This window comes from Caulobacter sp. FW305-C-30-S16 (assembly GCF_058783025.1).
In genome coordinates this window covers 391,211-412,205 of the sequence record NZ_JBYSYH010000003.1, presented here as the reverse complement: position 1 = coordinate 412,205, position 20,995 = coordinate 391,211, and the positions used below count along the sequence as shown (strand labels likewise).

Annotated in this window: 13 protein-coding genes; 7 read left to right on the top strand and 6 right to left on the bottom strand. The window is 70.4% G+C overall.

Features of this window, described 5'->3' with window-relative positions; all coding sequences use genetic code 11:
• The first annotated feature begins 136 nt into the window (after positions 1-136).
• The 3 genes from AC3WJT_RS14060 (at position 137) to AC3WJT_RS14050 (ending at position 5,703) form a co-directional block, all read left to right on the top strand.
• On the top strand, positions 137-1,888 hold the full coding sequence (locus tag AC3WJT_RS14060) for a tetratricopeptide repeat protein (protein ID WP_492343750.1): 1,752 nt from the start codon (positions 137-139) through the stop codon (positions 1,886-1,888).
• Positions 1,889-1,981: 93 nt separating this feature from the next.
• On the top strand, positions 1,982-3,889 hold the full coding sequence (locus AC3WJT_RS14055; RefSeq protein WP_492343749.1) for a tetratricopeptide repeat protein: 1,908 nt from the start codon (positions 1,982-1,984) through the stop codon (positions 3,887-3,889).
• A 68-nt stretch (positions 3,890-3,957) separates the two neighbouring features.
• Positions 3,958-5,703, top strand: a complete 1,746-nt coding sequence (locus tag AC3WJT_RS14050; protein ID WP_492343748.1) for an alpha/beta hydrolase — start codon at positions 3,958-3,960, stop codon at positions 5,701-5,703.
• Between the two features lie 21 nt (positions 5,704-5,724).
• Here AC3WJT_RS14050 and AC3WJT_RS14045 read toward each other — a convergent pair whose 3' ends face one another.
• The 6 genes from AC3WJT_RS14045 to AC3WJT_RS14020 all read right to left on the bottom strand — a co-directional run bounded on the left by AC3WJT_RS14045 (position 5,725) and on the right by AC3WJT_RS14020 (position 14,492).
• Positions 5,725-7,488, bottom strand: a complete 1,764-nt coding sequence (locus AC3WJT_RS14045) for a CHAT domain-containing protein (protein ID WP_492343747.1) — start codon at positions 7,486-7,488, stop codon at positions 5,725-5,727.
• Between the two features lie 122 nt (positions 7,489-7,610).
• Positions 7,611-8,321 (bottom strand): hypothetical protein, encoded by a 711-nt coding sequence (locus AC3WJT_RS14040; RefSeq protein WP_492343746.1) that lies wholly within the window; start codon positions 8,319-8,321, stop codon positions 7,611-7,613.
• Between the two features lie 138 nt (positions 8,322-8,459).
• Complete coding sequence (locus tag AC3WJT_RS14035) at positions 8,460-10,823, bottom strand: caspase family protein (RefSeq protein ID WP_492343745.1); 2,364 nt, start codon at positions 10,821-10,823, stop codon at positions 8,460-8,462.
• A gap of 14 nt (positions 10,824-10,837) precedes the next feature.
• Positions 10,838-12,235, bottom strand: coding sequence for a sensor histidine kinase (locus AC3WJT_RS14030; protein WP_492343744.1), 1,398 nt, complete (start codon positions 12,233-12,235; stop codon positions 10,838-10,840).
• Entirely contained in the window at positions 12,235-13,101 is an 867-nt protein-coding gene (locus AC3WJT_RS14025) for a response regulator transcription factor (RefSeq protein ID WP_492343743.1), read from the bottom strand. The genes AC3WJT_RS14030 and AC3WJT_RS14025 overlap by 1 nt, the downstream gene beginning before the upstream one ends.
• 20 nt (positions 13,102-13,121) lie before the next feature.
• Positions 13,122-14,492: a trypsin-like peptidase domain-containing protein gene (locus AC3WJT_RS14020; RefSeq protein ID WP_492343742.1), complete on the bottom strand. Its 1,371-nt coding sequence runs from the start codon at positions 14,490-14,492 to the stop codon at positions 13,122-13,124.
• A gap of 177 nt (positions 14,493-14,669) precedes the next feature.
• Here AC3WJT_RS14020 and AC3WJT_RS14015 point away from each other — a divergent pair, with 177 nt between their 5' ends.
• From AC3WJT_RS14015 to AC3WJT_RS14000, 4 genes are read left to right on the top strand one after another with little or no spacing between them, the layout of a single operon-like run.
• Positions 14,670-16,115: a trypsin-like peptidase domain-containing protein gene (locus AC3WJT_RS14015; RefSeq protein ID WP_492343741.1), complete on the top strand. Its 1,446-nt coding sequence runs from the start codon at positions 14,670-14,672 to the stop codon at positions 16,113-16,115.
• Positions 16,116-16,159: 44 nt separating this feature from the next.
• Positions 16,160-17,896, top strand: a complete 1,737-nt coding sequence (locus tag AC3WJT_RS14010; RefSeq protein ID WP_492343740.1) for a tetratricopeptide repeat protein — start codon at positions 16,160-16,162, stop codon at positions 17,894-17,896.
• Complete coding sequence (locus tag AC3WJT_RS14005) at positions 17,893-19,242, top strand: tetratricopeptide repeat protein (protein ID WP_492343739.1); 1,350 nt, start codon at positions 17,893-17,895, stop codon at positions 19,240-19,242. The genes AC3WJT_RS14010 and AC3WJT_RS14005 overlap by 4 nt, the downstream gene beginning before the upstream one ends.
• Positions 19,239-20,948: a tetratricopeptide repeat protein gene (locus tag AC3WJT_RS14000; RefSeq protein WP_492343738.1), complete on the top strand. Its 1,710-nt coding sequence runs from the start codon at positions 19,239-19,241 to the stop codon at positions 20,946-20,948. The genes AC3WJT_RS14005 and AC3WJT_RS14000 overlap by 4 nt, the downstream gene beginning before the upstream one ends.
• The last annotated feature ends 47 nt before the right edge of the window (positions 20,949-20,995 follow it).

Genomic DNA, 20,995 nt, shown 5'->3' with positions numbered 1-20,995 from the left:
CCGGTTGGCCCCCTTCGGCTATGCTGATCGTCGAGGGGCCATGCGTATCAAGTGTGTCGGCGGAATGAGGCGAGTTGACCGGTGCCTGCCGGGGCTTGTGCTCGCCGGTCTCATGGCGCTTTCGCCGGAATGGGCTTTGGCGGCTGGAGCCAGGGCTGCGACCGCGCCATCCACATCGCCCGCGCCGGCCGAGCCCGCGCCCACCGATCCCGAGGAAATCGCCGCCCGAAAGGCCTGGCTGGATGCGCGCGCCGCTCATGGCGACGACGACGGCCGAACGCTGAGCGCGGCGCGGGAATACGCCTTCCAGATGGCGTTCAACGACAGGGCGGCGCCGGCCATCGCCCTGATGAGCGATACGCTGGATCGTGTCCGTCGCCTGACCGGCGCGACCAGCAAGGAAACGGGGACGATCGCCGCGGACCTCGGCTGGATCCTGATGGACAACGAGCGGTTCGCCGAGGCCGAGGCGCCGCTGGCGCAAGCCTGGGCGATCCTGAAGGTCGCCAAGCCGCCCCGCGACGGAACCGCGTTCCGGATTCTCGGGTACCTGACGACCACCCAGACGGCCCTGGGGCGCGGGGCCGAGCGCTTGCCGGACTACGATGTGGTCATCGCGGCCCGTCGGGCGGCATTTGGCGACACGGGCGACACACTGAAGGCCCTGGCCGCGAAGGCTGACCTTCTGGTCGAGCTCAAGCGCGGCGCCGAGGCTGAGCCCATCCTGCTGCAGATTGTCGAGGCCCGGCGGGCGGCCGGCGGCGATCCTCGCGATCTTCAACGGGCGCGCAAGCGGCTGGCGGAGTGCCTGCGGTCGCTCGGCAAGCTGGAAGAGGCAGTCGTGATTTATCGCGAGGTCTGGCAGGCCGAGCAGGCGCTGCCCGATCCCTCCGGCATCTACGTGATGATCTCGCCGGATGCGCTGGTGTCGACCCTTCGCCAGCTGGGCCGCGCGGCGGAGGCCGCCGAGGTCCTGCGCGCGACCTGGGAGACGCAGAAGAAGACCCTGGGACCTTCAAACGGCATCACCCAGCTGACCGCGCGCTCGATTGCGGAAGTGCTCGGCGAAATGGGCGCCACCAGCGAAGAGGAGGCCATTCGGCGCCAATACTGGCTGAGCCGACGGCAGGCGCTGGGCGAGAACCATCTGGCGGTCCATCTCGCCGCCATCGAGCTGGCCAACAGCTGGCTGGTCACGGGGCGGCTGGAAGAGGCGGAAGCGCTGGCGCGCGATGCGCTGGCGGGCTTGCGGCGCACACCGACCGCCGTGCGCGGCGACGTCATCAACGCCGCCGGGATCATGGCCGCCATCCTCTATGGCCGGGGCAAATACGAGGAGGCGGAAAAGCTGGAGGCCGAGGCCCTGGCGGGTCTGACGGAAACCGAACCGCCCGAGGACCGGGCCCGGCTGTCGTCCGCCGCCAGCTACGCGACGATCCTCGACGCCCTCGGCCGGCGCAAGGAGGCGGAGACGCGCTTCCGTCAGGTGCTGGATATCCGCCGCCGCGCGTTCGGCGACACCGACCCCGACACCCTGTCGTCGATCAACGCCCTGGCCGTGCATCTGGCGAATACCGACCGCCTGGCCGAAGCGCTGCCGCTGTTCCGGGAGCAGGCGGCCGCGCTGGATCGGCAATCCGGCGGAACCCTTGCGCCCGCCGCCTCGACGATCAGCGCCTACGCCAACCTCGGCTTCACGGCGGGGAGCGTGGGCAGCCATGATGAATCCTATCGCGCGTTCAGCCGCGCCGCGGCGGCGGTCCAGCAGCGCTACGCCAGTCGCGAGGCCAGCGGCAGCGCGATCCAGGCCAAGACGGTGCTGGTGCGCTATCGCCACGTCTTCACCGGACAGGTCAGCGCCGGCTGGTCGCTCGCCCACGAGAAATGAGGCCGCGACGATGGGCGCGACCATGCTGGTCTTGAGGGCGGGTTTGGGTAAAGTCCGCGCGAGGGCGGCCGGACCGCGGGGGCGAACACGGGCATGAAATCGGACGCGGGCGGCACAGGCAACATGGGGCTGGACATCGCCCTGGACGAAGCCCTCGACACCGATGGCGATGAGGTTGATCCCTCCGCCAGGGCCCTGATGCGCAAGCAGGTCCGGATGCTGGACCTGCAGATGAAGCACCTGCGTCGGGAGACCCGGGAGCAGAGCGTCAAGTTTCTCCGCGAACGCCTGCACGCCGCCTTCGAACTGGCGATTGCCCTTGGCGTTCTGGCGCTCGTCGTGATCGCCGCCGGATTCCTTTGGCGGGCGAGCCAGGCCGAGGGGCTGGTCATCAAGGCCTTCGCCGTGCCGCCGGGCATGGCCACGCGCGGAATGACGGGGCCGGTGCTGGCGGGACGCCTTTCCGACAGCCTCGGCGAGATCGAGTCGATCACAAGCTCGGTGCGGGCGGGCGGCGCGGTCCGCGCGACGCAGCACCAGGAGATCAAGGTCGAAATTCCTGAGACGACCATATCGCTGAGCGACATCGACGCGTTGCTGCGCGGCTGGCTCGGCAGGGAGACGATCGTCTCGGGCGAGCTGGTGCAGGACGAGGCGCGGATCAGCCTGACGGTCCGCGTCGGTGACCGGCCGGGAACCACGCTCTACGGCGCACCCGGCGAACTGGACCAACTGATCCGTCGCGCGGCCGAGCAGATTCTGGCCCAGACAGAGCCCTATCGCTACGCCGTCTACCTCTCGGCCCAGAACAAGCAGGACGAGGCGCTGACCGTCGCCGAGGGGCTGGCGCTCAACGGATCGCCGACCGATCGCGCCTGGGGCTTTGCGATGTGGAGCCGCCTGCTGGCGTCGCGCGGCGATTTCGCCGGCGCCGCGGCCAAGGCGCGGCGGAGCCTTGAGCTCGATCCCGACATCGCCGCGACGCACGACAATCTCGCGGCGGCGCACCGGGTGCTTGGTCGCGATCAGCAGGCCCTGGCGGCGTCCGAGGCCGCCCTGACCGCCATGCGGCGCGAGCGACGCAGCATGGACAAGATCAGCGGCCCCAGTCGTCTCGCCACCGCGGAGGGCAGGGTCCAGGAAGCCCGCGGCGACTTCGGGGCCGCGGCTGAAAGCTACGCCCGCGCCATGCGGATCGGCGGCCTCTCCCGCGCGGCCCAGGCCGCCTCGTCTCTGCCGCGGGTGCTGGCCCTGGACCACGACATCGTCGGCGCGCGTCAGGCGCTCGAAGACCTGCGCGGCAATCTTCCCGAGGACGCCATCATCGACGCCGCCATGGCGCCGGGGCTGGTCGAGATACAGGCCGGAAACTGGGTGGCCGCGGAGCGGTTGCTGCGCAAGGCCGAGATGACGGCCCTGATGTTCGGGGACGCGGGGCTGGTCGTTCGGCGAACGCAGATCGCGCCCAACCTCGCCTATGTCATGGCCATGCGCGGCGACCTGGCGGGTGCGCGTACGATGATCGCGGCGTCGCCGGCCGACTGTTACCTCTGCGCCCGGGTGCGGGCGGTGATTGCGGGAATGGCTGGTGACCGCGCCGGTGCGGAAGTCGCCTTCCGGAGGGCGGTGGCGCTCGCGCCGAGCCTGCCGGCCGGATATCTCGAATGGGCCCGGATGCGCCTGGCCGCCGGCGATGTCGATGGCGCCATCGTCCAGGCCCGCAAGGCCGCAGCCCTGGCGCCGGCCCTGAGCGACCCGCTGGTCATCTGGGGCGAAGCCCTCGCGCGCAAGGGCGACCGGAACGCCGCCGCCCAGCGGTTCGCCGCCGCCGCCGTGCTGAGCCCGCGCTGGGGTCTGCCGCTGCTGCGTCAGGCCCAGATGCTGAAGGCGCAGGGGCGTGAGGAACAGGCCGAGAGACTTCTGGTCACGGCGAGCAAACTCAGCCTGACAACCGCCCAGATCGCCGAACTGACGGCGGCCAGGCGGCGAGGCTCGTCATGAAACGCAAGACTGTCGGTTTTTGAACTATGCTAGTCGGAACCTGAAATGACAGGCGTGAGGGAATGTCGATGAACTGGCGTGCGTTGGTCGCGGCGGCCGTTGTCTGGGGTTTCGCGTCGTTGTCGCCGGCGCTTGCCCGGGAGCTGACCCTCGCCCAGGTTTCCGAAGCCTCGGCACGCCAGGACCTGCCGACCCTGCGCCGGGCGGTGAACGACCCACAGCTGCTGGCGTCGCTGGCGGCGATCGATCCGGCCGCGGCGATCGATCTGCAACTGTCCATCGCCAGCACCCTGGAAGGCGCGGGCGACAAGGCCGCCGCCATTTCCGCCTACCAGGCCGCGGTGGCGACGATCGCGGCGAGCCATGACGGTCATGACGACCTGACCCAGGTCGACCCGCTACGCCGGATCGCGGCGCTTCGGATGCAGCTGGGTGATCTGCGCGGCGCCGTGACGGACATCGACCGGGCGTTTGGCATCGCGACGGCCGCCAAACACCCCTCCTTGCCGGAAGTGCGGGCCGAGTATCAGGCGATCCGCGACGCGTTCGTCTCGGCCAACCCTGGCGTTGCGCTGCCGGAGCCCTACAAGCCCCGCGGCGGCGAGTCGAACCGCTACGATGTGGTCGAGCTGTTCTACGCCACCCATCGCAAGCCGACCGGGGCGGTTGAGCCGGTCAGGTTCTACGGCGGCGAGCGCGGTCCGCTGGTCTACGGCAAGGCCTACATCAGCGTGCCTCGCGACCGGGCGGCCGGCAGTCTGCCCAAGCCCAGCTTCTGGCGCGCGGAGTTCCGGCCCGATCCCAACCGCCACATCATTTTGACCGACATCAAGCCGCTGAGCTCGCGCGACGCCTTCTTCGGCGAAGTTCGCGGGCGGGTGGCCACCTCCGGCCGCAAGGAAGTCTTCGTCTTTATTCACGGCTTCAACACCGACTTCCAGGCCGGCGCCGAGCGCGCCGCCCAGCTGGCGGCGGACCTGTCGATCGACGGCGCGCCGATCCTCTATTCCTGGCCCTCGCGCGGCAGCGTCCTGGCCTATCGCCAGGACGAAGAAGAGGCCGAGATCGACAGCCAGATCGCCGATCTGGCCGCCTTCCTCGACGACGTGGCGCGACGGACCGGCGCTGACCGGGTGCATCTGATCGCCCATTCGATGGGCAACCGCTTCCTGATCAAGGCGCTGAACCGGCTGGGCGGGATGCCGGCAGCCGACCGTCCCCGCTTCGCCGAGATCGTGCTCGCCGCGCCGGACGTCGGCGTAGATGACTTCAACCAGCGCTGGCCGCAGATCCGGTCGATGGGCGAGCGGTTCACCCTCTATGCGTCCAAGCGCGACAAGGCCCTGCTGATCAGCGGCCAGATCAACGGCATGCAGCGGATCGGCGACGCCCGGCGGATCGTCATCACCGACGGGCTGCAAACCGTCGAGACCACCGCGGCCAGCGGCGGGATGCTGGGTCACAACGACTTCGCCGGCACCGCGCTCGACGATTTCCGCGGCCTGATCTGGTACAGCCTCGCGCCGGACCGCCGGTGCATCCTGCAGACGGACCAGGTCGGCGGGCAGACGTTCTGGGTGTTCGCGGGCGCGGGCGCCTGTCCCGAGAGCGAGTTCCGCGAGGCCGTGTCCATGGCCCGCAAGGCCGGGTCGCCAGGCGCTGCGGCCGCCCAGGTCCAGAACATGATCACCGAGCTGGCCAACAACCCGGAGGCGGCGCTCGACCTGTCGCTGTTGCGGAACGTCTACCGCCTGCTGTCGGCCTTCCCGGCCGGCGTGCGGGACGCAGCCACGTCGCCGGCCAACCGTCCCTGACGAGCCGCGTCGTCCGGGCCGCTACTTGCTGCGGCTTTCACCGACCAGGACGAAGGGGGCCCAGTAGCGCGGCTCGACGAAGGCGGTTTCGGCCTTCACCTTGAGGATCGCCTGCTGCAGGGCGACGGCGCGATTGCCCTTGGCGTCGTTCAGGCCGTCGAACATCGAGACCATCAGTTCCTTGGTCGACTTGTCGTCCACCGGCCAGTGGGAGACCAGGAGCGTCCGCGCGCCGGCGTAGAAGAAGCTGCGGGCCAGGCCGGACAGGCCGTCCGCGCCCAGGGTCCCGTCCGCCCGCGCGGTGTTGCAGGCGGACAGCACGACGAAGCTGGCCTGGATGTCGAGGGCGGCGGCCTCGGAGGCCGTCAGCAGCCCGTCATCCTGGGCGGAGGCCGCGCTGGCCAGCGGCGGCGTCAGGACGAGGCCGGGCTCCCCGCGAGAACCGCCTTCGCCGCCCATGAGGGCGTGGGTCGCGAAATGCAGAACATCGGCCCTGCGGATGTCCAGGCTGGTCTTCACCAGAGTCTCGGTGAACTGCTCGCGCGTGCGGACAAAGGCGCCGCGACGGCCGAACAGCGTCGCCAGGGCGCCGATTTCAGACTCGGCGCCGGGCAGGGGGGACAGGGCGCGCAGCTTCTCGGTGTCGGCCAGTTCGCCGTTGGAATATTGCTCCCAGCCTTCAGCGCCGCGGCTTTCCCCGACATCGCCGCCGAGCGCGGGACCGCCGAGACCGGCATAGGCGAGGGTCGGCTTGGCCGCCGCCTTGGCCGTGCCACGCGAGCCGCCGCCGCATCCGGGATGCGGGGTGGTCGCCGACAGGCAGCGCAGGGTCCGCAGCGACGAGATCGCCGGCAGGGTGACCAGCGCATAGCGATCGATCAGCCACTGGGTTTCCCGCACATAGGCCCGGTCGGTGTCCGCGCCCTGGGGTTCAGCCGTGACCAGCACCGAGAAGGGCAGGGACTGCAGCGCGCCGGTGGTGGCGATGAAGACCACCTTCTTGTCGCGGAACTTCGGCTCCAGCGGCGCGATCAGTTCGGAATAGAGCTTGAAGGCGGTCTTGCGGTCGAAGGCCGGGGCCTCGTTGGCCGCGGACGGGGCAGGCGCGGGCGTCGCACCGGCCATGCCGACATTGCCGCGCGTGCCCGTCGAGGGATCCAGCGCCTTGCGCAACGACTGAACGGCGGCGGTGATGTCGTCGTCCTTCATGGTCGATCGGGCCCAGTCGAAGCTGTCCCGGGTGACCACCCACAGATAGGTCCCGTCCGGCGCCGGCACGATCAGCAGCACCGCTTCGTCCTTGTCGAGCAGCGCCTGGGTCTCGGCGGCCTTGAGCGGCATCGGCCGCGTCAGTTCGACATAGGCGGGGAACCGCTCATCGATGGTCTTCTCGAGCGTGTCGAGTTCCAGCGACAGGGCCGCTTCCTGATCGCGCAGCGCCCGGGCGCGGGCGCGCTGGGCGATCGCCTCGACGCTCGTGCCGGTGGTTTCGGTGGCGCGCTGGATCTGCTTGCGCAGGGCGTTGATCTGGTTGAGCAGCGCCTCGCGGCGGCGGACCAGTTCGGCGAGCTCGCCCTGGCCTTCGCCGAACCGGGCGCTGATGTTGGTCATGGCGTCGGCGGCGGCGGACACGACGGCGCCCTGGGCGGCCTCGTAGGTCTCTTCACGCAGCTTCGCATACTGTTCGGGCGACACCCCCGCGGGAGAACTTGTGGCGGACAGGGTCAGGGTCAAGGCGACCGCGACGCTCAGCGACAGTTTCAGGAAGGGGGTCGAACGCTTCATCGGTTTACCCAAAATACGGTCGCCGCTCCGGGGATCCGGACGGGCGGCCAAAACGACAGCTGCGACCCGCCGGGTGGCGGGCCGCAGCCAGGTCATCGGGACGGGGCGATCGCCCGCATCGCCTAGTTGGTCACCAGGACCGTGTCGCTGTAGACGCCGCCGTTGTTGATCAGCTGCAGCGTGAAGCGACCCGTCCAGGCCGGGGTCCAGCGGCAGGCCGGGGTGTAGTCGTTCAGCGTGTCCTGGCAGATCAGGTTACCGCTGCCGTCATAGACCTTCATGTCGATGTCGGTGTCGCCGTCGCCCTGGGCGATGGCGATGGCGGGCTGGCCGGCGACGGCGGTGCCGGTCCAGGTCCAGACCGAGCGGGCCTGCAGACGGATCACCGAACGGCGGACGCCGCCGATGAAGCCCTTCTGGGCCGAGGCGCGGACTTCGGCGATCTGCGCCAGCACGGCTTCATTGCCGCGGGCGAGGCCTTCGGCTTCGTCGAGCAGCAGGGCCGGCGTGATTTCCGGCTTGGCCTTCTTGGCGGCCGAGTCCGCCACGCCGCCCGTGGTGGTCGCGCCGGTCAGGTCGCCGGCCTGGGCGCCGACTTCGTTGAGCATCTTCGCCGACAGGATCAGGGCCTGCGGATCGGCCTTCTCACGGCCGTAGGCGGCGAGACGGTAAGCCGTTTCGATCTTGGCGGCGCCGGTCACGCCGGCCGAGACTTCGGCCTTGGTCGTCGGAGCGGTTGCGGCCGGCCCGGAGGCCTGGGCCGTCGCGCCGCCCGCGGTCGCGAGGGCCAGGATGGACGCGGTGATCGCCAGAGTGGTTTTAACGCCGGACATAAAGGGTCGCCTTTCGTTGCAGAATTTTTCGCCGGCCCATGTCGAGCCGTGCTGACACCGTGGTTCTGAGCCGTATCGGCGTTCGACGATACTTACGAAAGGTGACGATGCTCGCACCCCCCTTTTTGGGGGCATCGTTCACGGGCGCGGCTCGAGCACCCAGCTGTAGAGCAGGACGCCCGACGACCCCACCGCCTGGCCCACTGCGCCGGAACGGGTCCGGCCCTCCAGGACGCCGTCCAGCATGTCGGCAAAGCCTCTCGCCCGGCCCTGGGCGAAGGGCTGGTCCCCGCCACGGGTTGTCCCGCCGCCGGTGGCGCAGCTGAAGTCGGTGGCCGCGCATTGCGCCAGGTAGGCGTAGTCGGCATGGATCCGCACCGCGGGATCCGACTGGACGACGATGAAGGCGATATCAGAGATGGCCGGCGACCGGCCGGTCATCGGATCGAATTGCCACGCATAGACGCCGGTCGAGCCGGGCTCGAGCCTCACGCCATAGACGGGATCGGTCATGCTGCCGACCGCCGCCGTCGGCTGGATCACCAGGCCGGTGACGTCCACGCCGGCCGCCGCGCCGTTGCGCAGCCTGAAATAGACCGTGTCGCAGGGGCTGAGCTTTGGTGCGTCGGCGCTGGTCCATCCGAGGTCTGCGGGGCTGGACGTGCCGGCGGGAAAGGCGCGGTCGGCGAGGAACAGCGGCGCTGCCGGACAGGCCTTGCCGTCCTGACCGGAGCCTGCGGGGGCGAACCAGATCCGCGTCTCCACCGTCAGTGAGGCCGCGGGATCGGTCCCGGCGTCCTGACCGGGCGCGGCGTTCATGGTCTCGACCAGCCGTCGAAGCTTGGCGGCGCGCAGAGTGCGGGACAGGGCGTCGCCGATACGCTGGCGCAAGAAGCCGGAGGGATCGCGCGCGGAGTCGGAATCGCGCAGGTCGATGCGGCCGATCTCGGAGCCCGCGACGCCGGCCGCGGGAGACTGGCTTATGACCAGCGCATCGCCTTCGAACCGCAGAATGAAGTCCGCCGCATCGCCGGCGGGACGCAATTTGGCGCCCGCGGCCTCAAGACCGAGTGCGTCGATCGCGGCAGTCGCCGCACGTTGCCGCGTCGTCGGCGCGGTCGGCGCGGCGGGGCGGGCCACCTCGAAGCCGAACTGGGCCCCGTTCTGCACCAGCCGCGCCACCAGGTAGGCCGACCAGCCGAACTTGCCGCCGCTCGCGGTGCGAATATCGCCCCAACGCTCGGCAGGCACATCGCCGTAGGCGACCGGCACGAGCCTGGCGGTCCCGGCGCTGACGCTCTCGACCCGGCCATAGAGGAGCACCGTCTCCTTGCCGGCCTGCGCCAACTGGATCTCCGAAAGCCCGACGATGGCGCCTTCCGTCACGCCCTGCAGGGCGCCGGCGTTGAGGGTCAGGCTGGTCAGCGACGTCGCCTGGGGCTTGAACACGGTCCATGCCGTCGAGGCCGCGTCTCCGGCGTCGCCGAGGACCGGCGTGTCAAGATCGCCCTCGAACTCCGGCGTCGAGGGTACGTTCTGCGCGCTGTAGCCGACCTGCACGCGGGTGGCGGCCTCGCGATAGGTCCGCACGGACGGGTCGGCCAGCGCGGCGGCGAGGTACATGGTCAGGACGCCGTTCGGCTTGCGCTCCGCTCTCGGCAGGTAGACCGGCCCCAGCACCTGGTCGGCGCGGGTGTCGGCGGCGGCGGCCATGAAGGCGACGAAGCCGCCCTTGCCTGCGCTGTTCGATGCGACTTCCACACGGCTGTCGCGCTGGCGGGGCTTGCCCCGGAAGGTCTCCATGGCGGTTGTGGCGGCGGCGTCGACATCGGCCTTGGGGATGCCCAGCAGGCGGCGGAAGTCGATGCCGGCCGGCCCGCTGGCCGCGCCGCGCACCGAGTCGCCGCTGTGGCAGAAGTCGCCGATGAAGATCACGTCGGCGCCCTTTGCGCGGATCGCTTCGATCCAGTCTGCCACCTCGTCATCGACGATGGCGTTTTCGACGCGGTCCTTGCCGCCGGTCCAGAGGCCGTGGTCGACGGGGATGAAGATCTCGTCCAGGCCATCGGCTTCGAGCGTCCCCTGCTGGGGCTGCTGCGAGCCGTGGCCGGACAGCAGGATCACCACCTGGTCGCCGGTGGAGGCCCGCGCGGCCAGACGCTCCATGGCCGCCACGATCTGCGATCGGGTCGGGGTCCCGGCGACCTTCACGCCGGCGGGGAGGGGGTAGTCCGCCTGTTCCGGGTTCTCGATCAGCAGGGTGATGTTGCCGGCCTTGGCGCCGCGCGAGATCAGCGCCTGGGCCATCAGGAGGGCGTCGTTGCGGGCGCCCTTCAGGTTCACGCGATCAGCCTGGGTGTCGCCCGCGTCGCGCAGCGCCTTCTCGAGGCGTCCATAGTCGGAGGCGCCGACCAGTACCGAATAGACCTCCGACGCCGCGGCGGGAGCGGCGACGAGAGCAGAGGCCGCGAGCGCGGCGAGCGCGACAAGCAATCTGGACATGGCGGTCTTCCGGGTCATGCGGGGGGAAGGGGCAGGCGCAGGCTGGCGCGAAATCCGCCGGCCGTGAGGTTCTCGAGGGTCAGTTCGCCGCCATGACGGCGGGCGACGCTGGCGGCGATGGCGAGGCCGAGGCCGTGGCCGGGCTGGTCATGGCCGCCGCGCACGCCGGGCTGGGTCGCGCGCCCCAGCAGGTCGGCAGGCATGCCAGGGCCGGTGTCCTCGACGATGACAAGGGCATGACCCGCCTCGCGACCGGTGCTCACGCGGATCGCGCCGCCGGCCGGGGTGAATTTCACGGCGTTGGCGACGATGTTGTCGATCGCCCTGACCAGCAGCGACCGGACGCCCATGATCTCGACCGGATCGCCGTGCACGGTCAGGCTGATGCCCCGGTCATCCTCGGCGATCAGGGCATGATCCTCGGACACCTCGTCGGCCAGGGCCCGCAGGTCGAAGAAGGCGGTCTGGCCGCCGTGGCCCGCCTCGACCTCGCGCAGCCAGAGGAAGTCGTCGATCGTCCGCGACAGATTGCGCAGATCCTCGGCGGCCAGATCGAGATCAGCCGCCGCGGCCGGCGTCAGGTCCTTCCTCAGGGAGCCGAGGCGCGCCTGGATGCGGTTGAGCGGCGTGCGCAGATCGTGCGCGATCTCGTCGGAGACGTCGCGCATGCCTTCGACGTAGCGCCCGACCCTGTCGAGCATGTGGTTCACGCGGCGGGCCAGCAGGCCGAACTCGTCCGTGCGATTGGCGGCCGGGGCCCGGGCGTCCATTTCGCCCGCCTCGACCCGCTCGCAGGCATCGGTGATGGCGCGCAGGCGCCGGTTGTAGCCGACGGCGAACAGCCAGGCGACGGCCCCGCCGGCCAGGGCCAGGCCCAGTATGGTCAGGCCGCTGACGCGCAGGATGCGCCCCGAAACCAGGTCGACGGGCTCCACATGACGTCCCACGAGCAGCTGGTCGCCATTGGGGAAGCGGTGCAGGGCGGCGATGATTTCATCGCCGTCCGGACCGTCCTGATAGCGAACGAGACCGCGTCGGAACGGCTGGGTCGCCGCCGGCCAGGCGGCTGCGCCACTGACCGTCTGGCCGCGCCGGTAGAGGAACACCCGCCCCGTCGCGCCGCCGCCGCCCGCCTCGGACCGGAACCGGGCAACGTCCGCGGCGAGGTCCGCGCCGTCGCGATGGTCGCCTGCCTTGCCCGTGAAGCCCTTCATGATCGTCAGGGCTTCGGAACCCTGCGCCTGTTCCGCCACCTTGCTCTCGAGAAAGGCCGCCAGCTCGCCTTCGGCGCCCGCGGCCGCCCGCTCCCGCCGCAGGTCGCGGTCGAGCAGCAGCGCGCCCCCGAGGGCCGCGCCGGAGGCGATGACCGCAAAGGTCACCAGCCAGACCGCGATGAAGGCGGGCGCGCGCATCAGTCGCCGGGTCTCATATTGCGCAGCATCAGACCCTGGCCGCGGATGGAGATCACCAGCGGTCTGGCGCTGTCGGGCACGATCTCGGCGCCGGCCGCGTCGGCGGCGGCCTCCATCCGCTTGCGCAGGCGCGAGGCGTGAACATCGATGCGGTTCTCGAACTCGTCTGGCTGGAAGTTGTACTCGGGCCAGCAACGATCCCAGATCATCGACCGGGTGACGGGCAGCCCGAGATTGCGGGCCAGCAGGAGCAGGATCGCGTACTCGCGCCCGGTGAACTTGATCGCCTGGTCGCCGAGCGAAGCCTCAAGGGCCGCCGGCCGCAGAACCAGCGGGCCGTTCGTGATAACCTCGGGCGCGTCATCCCGAGCGCCCGCCGGAGCCCAGGCTGAACGCCGCAGCAGGGCGACGGACCGCGCGAGAAGCTCCAGGTCGGCCACGGGCTTGACCAGATAGTCGTCGGCGCCGGCGACCAGACCCTCCAGCCGCTGGCGGTCAGCGCCGAGCGCGGTGAGGAACATCGCCGCCACCGGCGCCCGGCCCGTCGCGATCTCCGCCGCGCGGATGCGCTCCAGCGCCTCGCGACCGTCGATGCCGGGCGTGTTCCTGTCGAGGATCAGCAGGTCAAAGCCGCCCTGTCCGGCGGCGTCGACCGCTTCCAGGCCGTTCTTGACCCAGACCACGCGGCCGCAGCCGGCGCCGGTCAGGACATCGCGGATCCGCTCGCCGACGGCGGGCTCGTCCTCCAGCAGGAGCACGGCGCGGCCGGCGCAATGGGCGGTGAACGCCCGAAGGACGTCGTCGCCAATGTCCGCGCCCGTCGTTTGCTCCGTCACCGGATTGACCTCGTCCATAAGCACTCGCATAACATCGATCAGCTTCGCCATTAGAACGGCCCGACGACGGCGTCGACCACCCCGCCGACCGGACGCTCGGCGGCGGCGCCCCGGGTGAGGGGCAGAACGATGTGCCGCGGCGGCTCTCCCGGACGCTCGATCCGCAGCAGCGCGACCCGCGCCCGGCCTAGACCCAGAAGGGCGAGCGCTTCCTCGACCGAGGCTGGCGCGCGACCGTTGACCGCCTTCAACCGATCGCCCGCGCGCAGGCCGTAGAGCGCCGCCGGGCCGTCCGCGCGAACCGAACCGATCGCCACGCCGCCATCCCAGTCGGATTGTCCCAGAGTGAAGGCCGGATCCAGGGGCGTGTCCTGCGACGCGGTGACGGCGGGCGCCGCTCCGGCCGGGCTCTCGCCTTCCAGCTGGACGCTGGCCGAGGCCTCGCGGCCATCCCTGAAGTAGGAGACCGGCACGGCGTCGCCCGGCCGGCTGTCGAGCAGGGCGCGGGTCAGGTCGCGCGGGCTGGTCAGCAGCGTGCCGTTGACCGCCACGATCAGGTCGCCGCTGGCCAGGCCGGCCCGGCGCGCCGCGCCGCTGTCGGCCAGGCTGTCGATGATCAGGCCGGGGCGGTCCACACCGAGCGCCGCGGCGATGTCGGCGTCGGCGCGCGTGACCGCGATGCCGAGCCGGCCGCGCTGGAGCCGGCCTTCGCGCGCCAGACGCAGCAAGGCGGGGGCGGCGACTTCCGCCGGGATGGCGAGGCCCACGCCGATATCGAAGATGGTTTCCGGCGGCGTGGCCGTGTTGACGCCGATGACCTGGCCCCGCTGGTCGAACAACGGGCCTCCCGAATTGCCGGGGTTCAGGGCGGCGTCGTGCTGCAGGAGGGCGACCGGGAAGGTCTCGTCATAGAAGCGGTCGCGACCGGACAATACCCCGGAGGTGACCGAGAAGCCGTAGCCCATCGGCGCGCCGACGGCCCAGACCGGATCGCCCTCGCGCGCCTCACGGCTGTCGCCGAACGTGACGGCGGGCAGGGGCGCGCCGGCGTCGATCTTCAGCACCGCCAGATCCAGGACCTGATCGACACCGATGATCCTCGCCGGCAGCACGCGGCCGTCGCGAAGCCGGACGCTGACCCGCAGGGCCCCTGAGACGACGTGGGCGTTGGTGGCGACGAGGCCGGCGGGGTCGAAGATAAAGCCGCTGCCGCCGCCGCGACCGGACACCTGGCCCGGCCGCCAGCCGCCGCCGCGGTCCGCCGGTCCCTCGGAGAACACATCAGAGGACGCCGCGCGCTCGACCTCGATCTGCACCGTGACGGCCAACTGTCGGGCCATCGGCGCGGACCCCGCCATGGCGGGCGCGGCGAAAAGATTGAAGATGAGCGCGAGCAAGGACAGACGAAGGCTAAGCGACACAGGTGTTTCCCCGATTGGACAGGCCCCGGTGATGCTCGCCGCACCGCCAGCTCGCCACTGACGATTTCTGACGTTTCGCCGCGTAAGGAATCGAAAGGTCGCCAAAGGCGTGACTGGCGGTAGTCTGGCCGGGCTGCTAGTCGGCGATACGGTGTTTGGCGAACAAGGGGATGCGACGTGGCGGGTATCAGGGCAGTTGTGATCGCAGGCGTTACCCTGGCCATGGTCGCCAACGTCGCGCTGGCGCAGAGCGTCCCGACCTCTGTCGGGGCCATTCTCGACGCCCGACGCGGCGTGCTGACCTTCCAGCCCCAGATCGGTTCCTCACTCGCCTCGGTCGTGCGTGTGGTGACGCTGGCCAACGGTTCGGGCGGTCGCCGTCAGGTGACGGGCAACGGCTCGGGCGTGATCTACAACGCGGCTGAAGGGCTGATCCTCACCAACCATCACGTGGTCAAGGACGCCGTCGCCTATCGCATCGAATTCCTCAACGGACGGTCCGCGGAGGCGACGCTGGTCGGCGCGGACTCCGAAACCGACATCGCGGTGCTGCGGGTCAAGGCGCCAGGCCTGCGCGCCATCGAGGTCGCCGACTCCGACGAGATCCGCGTCGGCGATCTGAGCTTCGCCGTCGGCTATCCGCTGGGTCTCGACCAGACGGTGACCATGGGCATCGTCTCGGCTGTCGGCCGGTCCAGCGGTGAAGGCATTCAGGACTACATCCAGACGGACGCGCCCATCAACAGCGGCAACTCCGGCGGACCGCTGCTCGACAGCCGGGGACGGCTGATCGGGGTGAACACCGCGATCCTGTCACGCGGCGGCGGCGGCAACGTCGGCATCGGCTTCGTGGTTCCGACCCGCATCGCCATGGCCGTCGCCGGCCAGATCGAACGCTATGGCCGCGTCAAGCGCGGCACGCTCGGCGTCCGGGCCGGGCGCGTGACCCAGGAACAGGCCGATCTGGCCGGGCTGGCAGAGGCGCGCGGCGCGGTGCTCGACGCCGTCGAAGCGGGCTCGGCCGCCGACCGGGCCGGTCTGCGGCCCGGCGACATCATCGTCTCGGCGAACGGTCGCCCGGTGCTCAACGACGCCAGCCTGCGCGCCGCGATCGGGGTCGCCGAAGCCGGCAGCCGGGTGCGCCTCGACTATGTGCGCGGCCGCTCCCGCGCCAAGGTCGAGGTCACGTTGGCCGAGGTCGCGATCGTCGTCGCCGAGGCCGCGCCGAAGGCTAACCCGAGGATCGACGGGGGCAACGCGCCGCGTCCGCCGTCGCCGACCCGGCCGAGGCCGGCTCCAGCCCCGGCGCCCGCGCCGCCGCCGGAGCGCCCCGTACAGCCGCGTCCCGTTCCGCCACGGGTGAATGTCGGCCTGACGTTCCGCGACCTGCGCCCCACCGATCCTTACCCTGCAGAGGCCAGGGGCGCATTCATCGCCGAAGTGGTTGACGGCTCGCCGGCGGGGCAGAAGGGTCTGCAGCGCGGCGACCTGCTGATCTCGGTCGGCGACCGGCCGGTGGCATCCGCCGCTGCCGCGCGCCAGGCCATCGACGCGACGACCGGTCCGCTCCGGCTGGTGGTCGCACGGGGCAACTCGCTGGTGCCCATCGTCATAGGGTCCTGATCGCAGCGCGGCGGGCCGCGACTTCGCCGGAAGGGAAATCAAGGATGCGAACCGGAACCTCCATCGCGATCCTGACCGGCGTTCTCGCGCTGACTGCGCCCGTGACATGCTGGGGGCAGGCGGCCGCGCCGGCCGCCGCGCCGGCTCCGCAAGCCGCCGTGCTCGAGGCCACCAAGCTCTACAAGGAGGCGCTGGAAGACCATCGCGCCGGCCGCTTCGCCGCTGCCGAACCCCGGTTCCGGAGGGCGATGGAGATCCTTCGGGACGTCAAGGGCGCCGATCATCCGGACACTCTCACGGCGATGACGGGCCTGGTGAAGAGCCTCGATGAACTTGGCCGCACCGCCGAGGCCGAAGTCCTGCAGCGGGCGCTCTGGATGGCTCGTATTCGGGTCAACGGACCGGACGATCCGAAGACGTTGAACGCCGAGTCGAACCTCGCCGGGATGCTCCTGCAGCTCGGCCGGCCTGCGGAAGCGGAGCCCATTCTGCGGCGCCTAGTCGAGGTGCGGTCGAGGCTGGAAGGGCCGGACGAACGGGGCGTGCTGGTCGCGCGCAGCAATCTGGCGTCCGCGCTCGAGGATCTGGGGCGGACCGCCGAGGCGCTGACCCTCATGAAGGCGGTGATGGATGATACGACCCGGATTATGGGGCCCGAGCACCGCGACACGCTGACGGCGGTCAACAACTTCGCCCTTCGACTGTTGGCCGGTGGCCAGGCGAAGGAAGCCGAGGTCCTGTTGCGCCGGAACTGGGAGATCCAGCGACGGATCGCCGGCGACACCAACGTCGCCACCCTTCAGGCCGCCGGAAGCCTGTCGGTCGCCCTTTCGGCGCTGGGCCGTCGCCGCGAAGCCGAGGCCCTGCAACGCGAGACCTTGGCGCAACTGAGAAGGGACCGTGGCGAGACTCATCCTCAGACCCTCGGCATGACCAACAGTCTGGGCGTCAGCCTGATCGAGATGGGCCGGCCGGCGGAGGCCGAGGTCCTTCTGCGTCAGGCGCTTGCCGGGTACCGCTCGACCCACGGCGCCGAGCACCCCGATACGCTGAATGCCATGAACAGCCTTGCGGGCGCCCTTGCGAAACTGGGCCGTCGTGAAGAGGCCGAGGCGCTGTATCGCGAAGTCTGGATGATCCGGAAACGCACCCGTGGCGAAGCCCATCCGGACACCCTGCTCTCGGCGGCCAATCTGGCGGATGCGCTGGCCGAGCTGCGGCGACCGAAGGAGGCGATGGAGATCGTCTCTGACGTGCTTGTCCGGCGTCGCGCGACCCTGGGCGACCAGCATCCCGATACGCTGCTGGCCGCGGAAAAGGGGGCGATGCTTCTGGTGCAGATGAACCGCGCGGCGGACGCCGTACCGATCCTTCGGCGGGTCTGGACGATACGTCTGACAAGGCAGGGCGCCGCCCATCCCGCCACCCAGCGGGTGATGAACAACCTCGGCGTCGCCCTGCAGGTGGCGGGTGACGATGCGGCGGCGCTCAAGCTCTACGCAGACGGGCTTGCCGTCGCCGAGAGCGACCTGAGGCCCCGGGAACTGCCATCCCGCGATGTGGTGAACCTGTATGTGAACGTGGCCTGGGCGCAGAAGCGGCTGGGGCGGCCGGACCTGGCCTGGGCGCCTTATGTGGCTGCGACATCGGCGCTGCAGAGACGCTATGGCGACCGCCGCGCCAGCGGATCGACAGAGACGGCGCTGGCCGCACGTCGCCTGGACAGGGGGATATTTCTCGACCAGGTCGCTGTCGGCTGGTCCTGGGCGCATCAGCCGTGAACGCCAGGCGCGCCCTGTTGATGGCGCTGCTGTTGAGCCTTGGGACGGCGGTCGGCATGGCGCGCGCCCAGCCCCCGGCGCCCGCGCCCGTGGCCCCCGAGGACACGGAGGCTTACTGGTCGGGTCTGCTGGACCGGGGGCGTGCGCTGTACGCTGCCGGCCGCTATGTCGAGGCCGAGGCCCCGATGCGCAAGCTGTACGAGGCTTCGCTGGCCGCGCTTGGCGCCGACAAGCCCCTGACCCAGGTCGCCGGTATCAATCTCGGTGCGATCCTGAGCCGCCAGGGTCGCTACAACGAAGCTATCGCCGTTCTGTCGTCCGTCCTCGAGGCGGAGATCCGGGTGCTCGGCGAGAGCGATCCCGCGACCCTCCAGACCGCCAGCGCCTACGCCCAGAATCTCAGGTTGGCCGGACGGCTGGAGGAGGCGCGTGTCCTGCATGAGCGGACGCTGGTCCAATACCGCCAGATCGGTCGCGAAGAGAGCGCGCTGGAGGAAGTCAACAATCTGGCGGCTGTGCTGTCGGACATGGGACGCACGTCGGAGGCAGAGGGGCTGTACCGTCAGGCCTGGTCGGGACTGGGGCGCTTGCGCGGGGAGAATGACGCAAGGACCCTGGTCGCGGCTTCGAACGTCGGGACGGCGGTGATGGAAGGGGGCCGACCGGCCGAAGCGGAGCCGATCCTGCGCCGGGTCTGGGCGGCCCGCCAGGCGACGCTCGGCGATGATCATCCAGAGACCCTGCATGCGGCGATCAATCTGGCCGCCGCGATGGATCAGATGGGCCGTTCGAAGGAAGCCGCAGTCATCCAGCGCGACGTCTGGGAGCGGCTCCGCAAGGTGCTCGGCGACGCCCATCCGGTGACGTTGACGGCGGCCAACAACTACGCCGGCATGCTCGATCCGGTGCAGGACGCGGCGCAACGCGAACAGATCCTGCGTGAGGTGCTCGAGGTGCGCCGTCGCGACCTCGGCGAGGACCATCCGGGCACCCTGTCGTCGATCAACAATCTCGGCCTGGCTCTGGGGGCTGCCGGCCGGACCGAGGAGGCGGAAGCGCTGGTAAGCCGGTCCACGGCGGGCTTCGCCGCGCGGATGACCGCGAACGCGCCGCCGCCTCTCAATCTGATCACGGGCTACGGCAATCTCGGCAAGCTGCGGATGGACCTCGGGCGGTCGCAGGGCGCGTATGAAGCCTATGGCGCCGGCGTGCGCGCCCTGCAGCGCCGCTTCCGCGACCGCCGCGCGACCGGCGGCTCACAGGAAGCCCGAGAAGGCCTTCGCGCGGGGCGCGACGTCTTCCTGGGTCAGGTCCGCACGGGCTGGTCGTGGGCGCACCAGCCATGAGACTCGCCGCGCTTGCCCTCGCCTGCAGTCTGGCCGCCTCGCAGGCGAGCGCCCAGACCCGGCCGCCGCCACAGGGCGCAGCCGCCGGCGAGGCCGCAGCCGCGCAGATCGAACAGGCTGCCCACGACGCCAACGCCGGGCGATATGTCGAGGCTGAGGCCGCCTTCGCCGGCGCCTGGCCGGCGCTGATCCGGTCCATGGGCTGGAACAGTGAGGTCACCCTGCAGTTCGGCGACCTCTATTTCATCTCGTTGCTCGCCCAAAAGAAGGACGCGGAAGCCGCCGCGCTCGTCATTCAGCTGCTCGATGGCGCCCGGACTCTGTATGGCCCGGACGACTTGCGGACCCTGACGCTGGCGAGCCGGACCGGCGTTCTGCTGCGACGCATGGGCAGGGTTGCAGAGGCCGAGGTACTGTTTCGCGACGTGTTGGCCGCTCGTCGGCGGGTGCTGGGCAACGCTGATCGGGAGACGCTCAACGCCGCATTCAATCTGGCCGGCGCGTTGAACGATGCCGGGCGGCACCGCGACGCGGAGGTCCTTTACCGCGAAGCCTGGACGGGGCGGCGGGCGCTGCTGGGCGAAACCCATGACCAAACCCTCGCCGCCGCCAACCAGCTGGCGATCAGCCTCGACGACCTTGGCCGCTCTACGGAGGCGCTTGAGCTCCTGACCCTGGTGTATGAAACCCGCGCACGGGTGAAGGGGCCAGATGACCGGTCGACCCTGCTGGCGGGCGGCAATCTGGCGACCACGCTGGGGTCAGCCGGCCGCTTGCGGGACGCCGAGGCCCTGCAGCGTCGGGTTCTTGACGGCTTCCGTCGGACGCTCGGCGACGGGGATCCTGCGACCTTGCAGTCGACTGCCAATCTTGCGGTGATCCTGGGAAACCTGGGCCGCAGTGGCGAAGCAGCACGGCTGCAGCGTCAGGTCGTCGCCGCCTGGACGGCGCAGAAGGGGCCCGAAGCCGTCCAGACCCTCAACGCCATCACCAATCTCGCCGGAATCCTGCTGGATCTGGACCAGTTCGCCGAAGCCGAACGGCTGGCGCGCGACGCCTGGACCGTGCGTATCCGAGTGCAGGGCCCCGACCATCCGGCGACCCTGAGCACGATGAACACCCTCGCCGTCGCGCTCAGCGGCCTTGGCCGGAAGGCGGAGGCCGCCACCCTGTTGCGGGAGGTGATGGCCGCGCAGGCCGCGACCCTGGGCGCCGATCACCCGATGACTCTGCTGACCGGCGGCAACCTCGCGCCGACGCTGCTCGATATTGGCCAACCCGCCGAAGCCGAGGCTCTTGCGCGCCGGGTCTGGCAGACCCGTCTGCGGCTCGGGGGGGCGGATTCGCCAGGGACGCTGCACGCGGCGGCGAATCTCGCGTCCATGCTGATGAGCATGGGCCGTGATGCCGAGGCCGAGCTCATCTATGCTGACGTTGTCCGAAGGGGACGTGCTCTGGCGGGGTCTGGACCGCCGCCGTCGAACTTGATCCTGCATGCCAGCTCCCTCGGTCTGGTGCGCATGCGGCTGAACAGACCGGATGCGGCCTATGAGGCCTACCGTTTCGCCATGATCGCCTCGCTTGCCCGCTACGCCGACAGCGGCGCCAGCGGATCGTCACAGTCCGCCCGGGCGGGCCAGCTGCGCGATCGCAGCGCCTTTGTCGGGGTGGTCACGGCGGGCTGGTCGTGGGCGCACCAGCCCTGACGCCGCGCGTCCCGCCCGGCGTTCCAATTGCCATGCAGCGAAACCGT

Excerpts from the sequence above, each read along its gene's own strand:
- AC3WJT_RS14055 (WP_492343749.1), top strand. The coding sequence starts at position 1,982 with ATGAAATCGGACGCGGGCGGCACAGGCAACATGGGGCTGGACATCGCC.
- AC3WJT_RS14050 (WP_492343748.1), top strand. The coding sequence starts at position 3,958 with ATGAACTGGCGTGCGTTGGTCGCGGCGGCCGTTGTCTGGGGTTTCGCG.
- AC3WJT_RS14045 (WP_492343747.1), bottom strand. The coding sequence starts at position 7,488 with ATGAAGCGTTCGACCCCCTTCCTGAAACTGTCGCTGAGCGTCGCGGTC.
- AC3WJT_RS14040 (WP_492343746.1), bottom strand. The coding sequence starts at position 8,321 with ATGTCCGGCGTTAAAACCACTCTGGCGATCACCGCGTCCATCCTGGCC.
- AC3WJT_RS14035 (WP_492343745.1), bottom strand. The coding sequence starts at position 10,823 with ATGTCCAGATTGCTTGTCGCGCTCGCCGCGCTCGCGGCCTCTGCTCTC.
- AC3WJT_RS14030 (WP_492343744.1), bottom strand. The coding sequence starts at position 12,235 with ATGCGCGCGCCCGCCTTCATCGCGGTCTGGCTGGTGACCTTTGCGGTC.
- AC3WJT_RS14025 (WP_492343743.1), bottom strand. The coding sequence starts at position 13,101 with ATGCGAGTGCTTATGGACGAGGTCAATCCGGTGACGGAGCAAACGACG.
- AC3WJT_RS14010 (WP_492343740.1), top strand. The coding sequence starts at position 16,160 with ATGCGAACCGGAACCTCCATCGCGATCCTGACCGGCGTTCTCGCGCTG.
- AC3WJT_RS14000 (WP_492343738.1), top strand. The coding sequence starts at position 19,239 with ATGAGACTCGCCGCGCTTGCCCTCGCCTGCAGTCTGGCCGCCTCGCAG.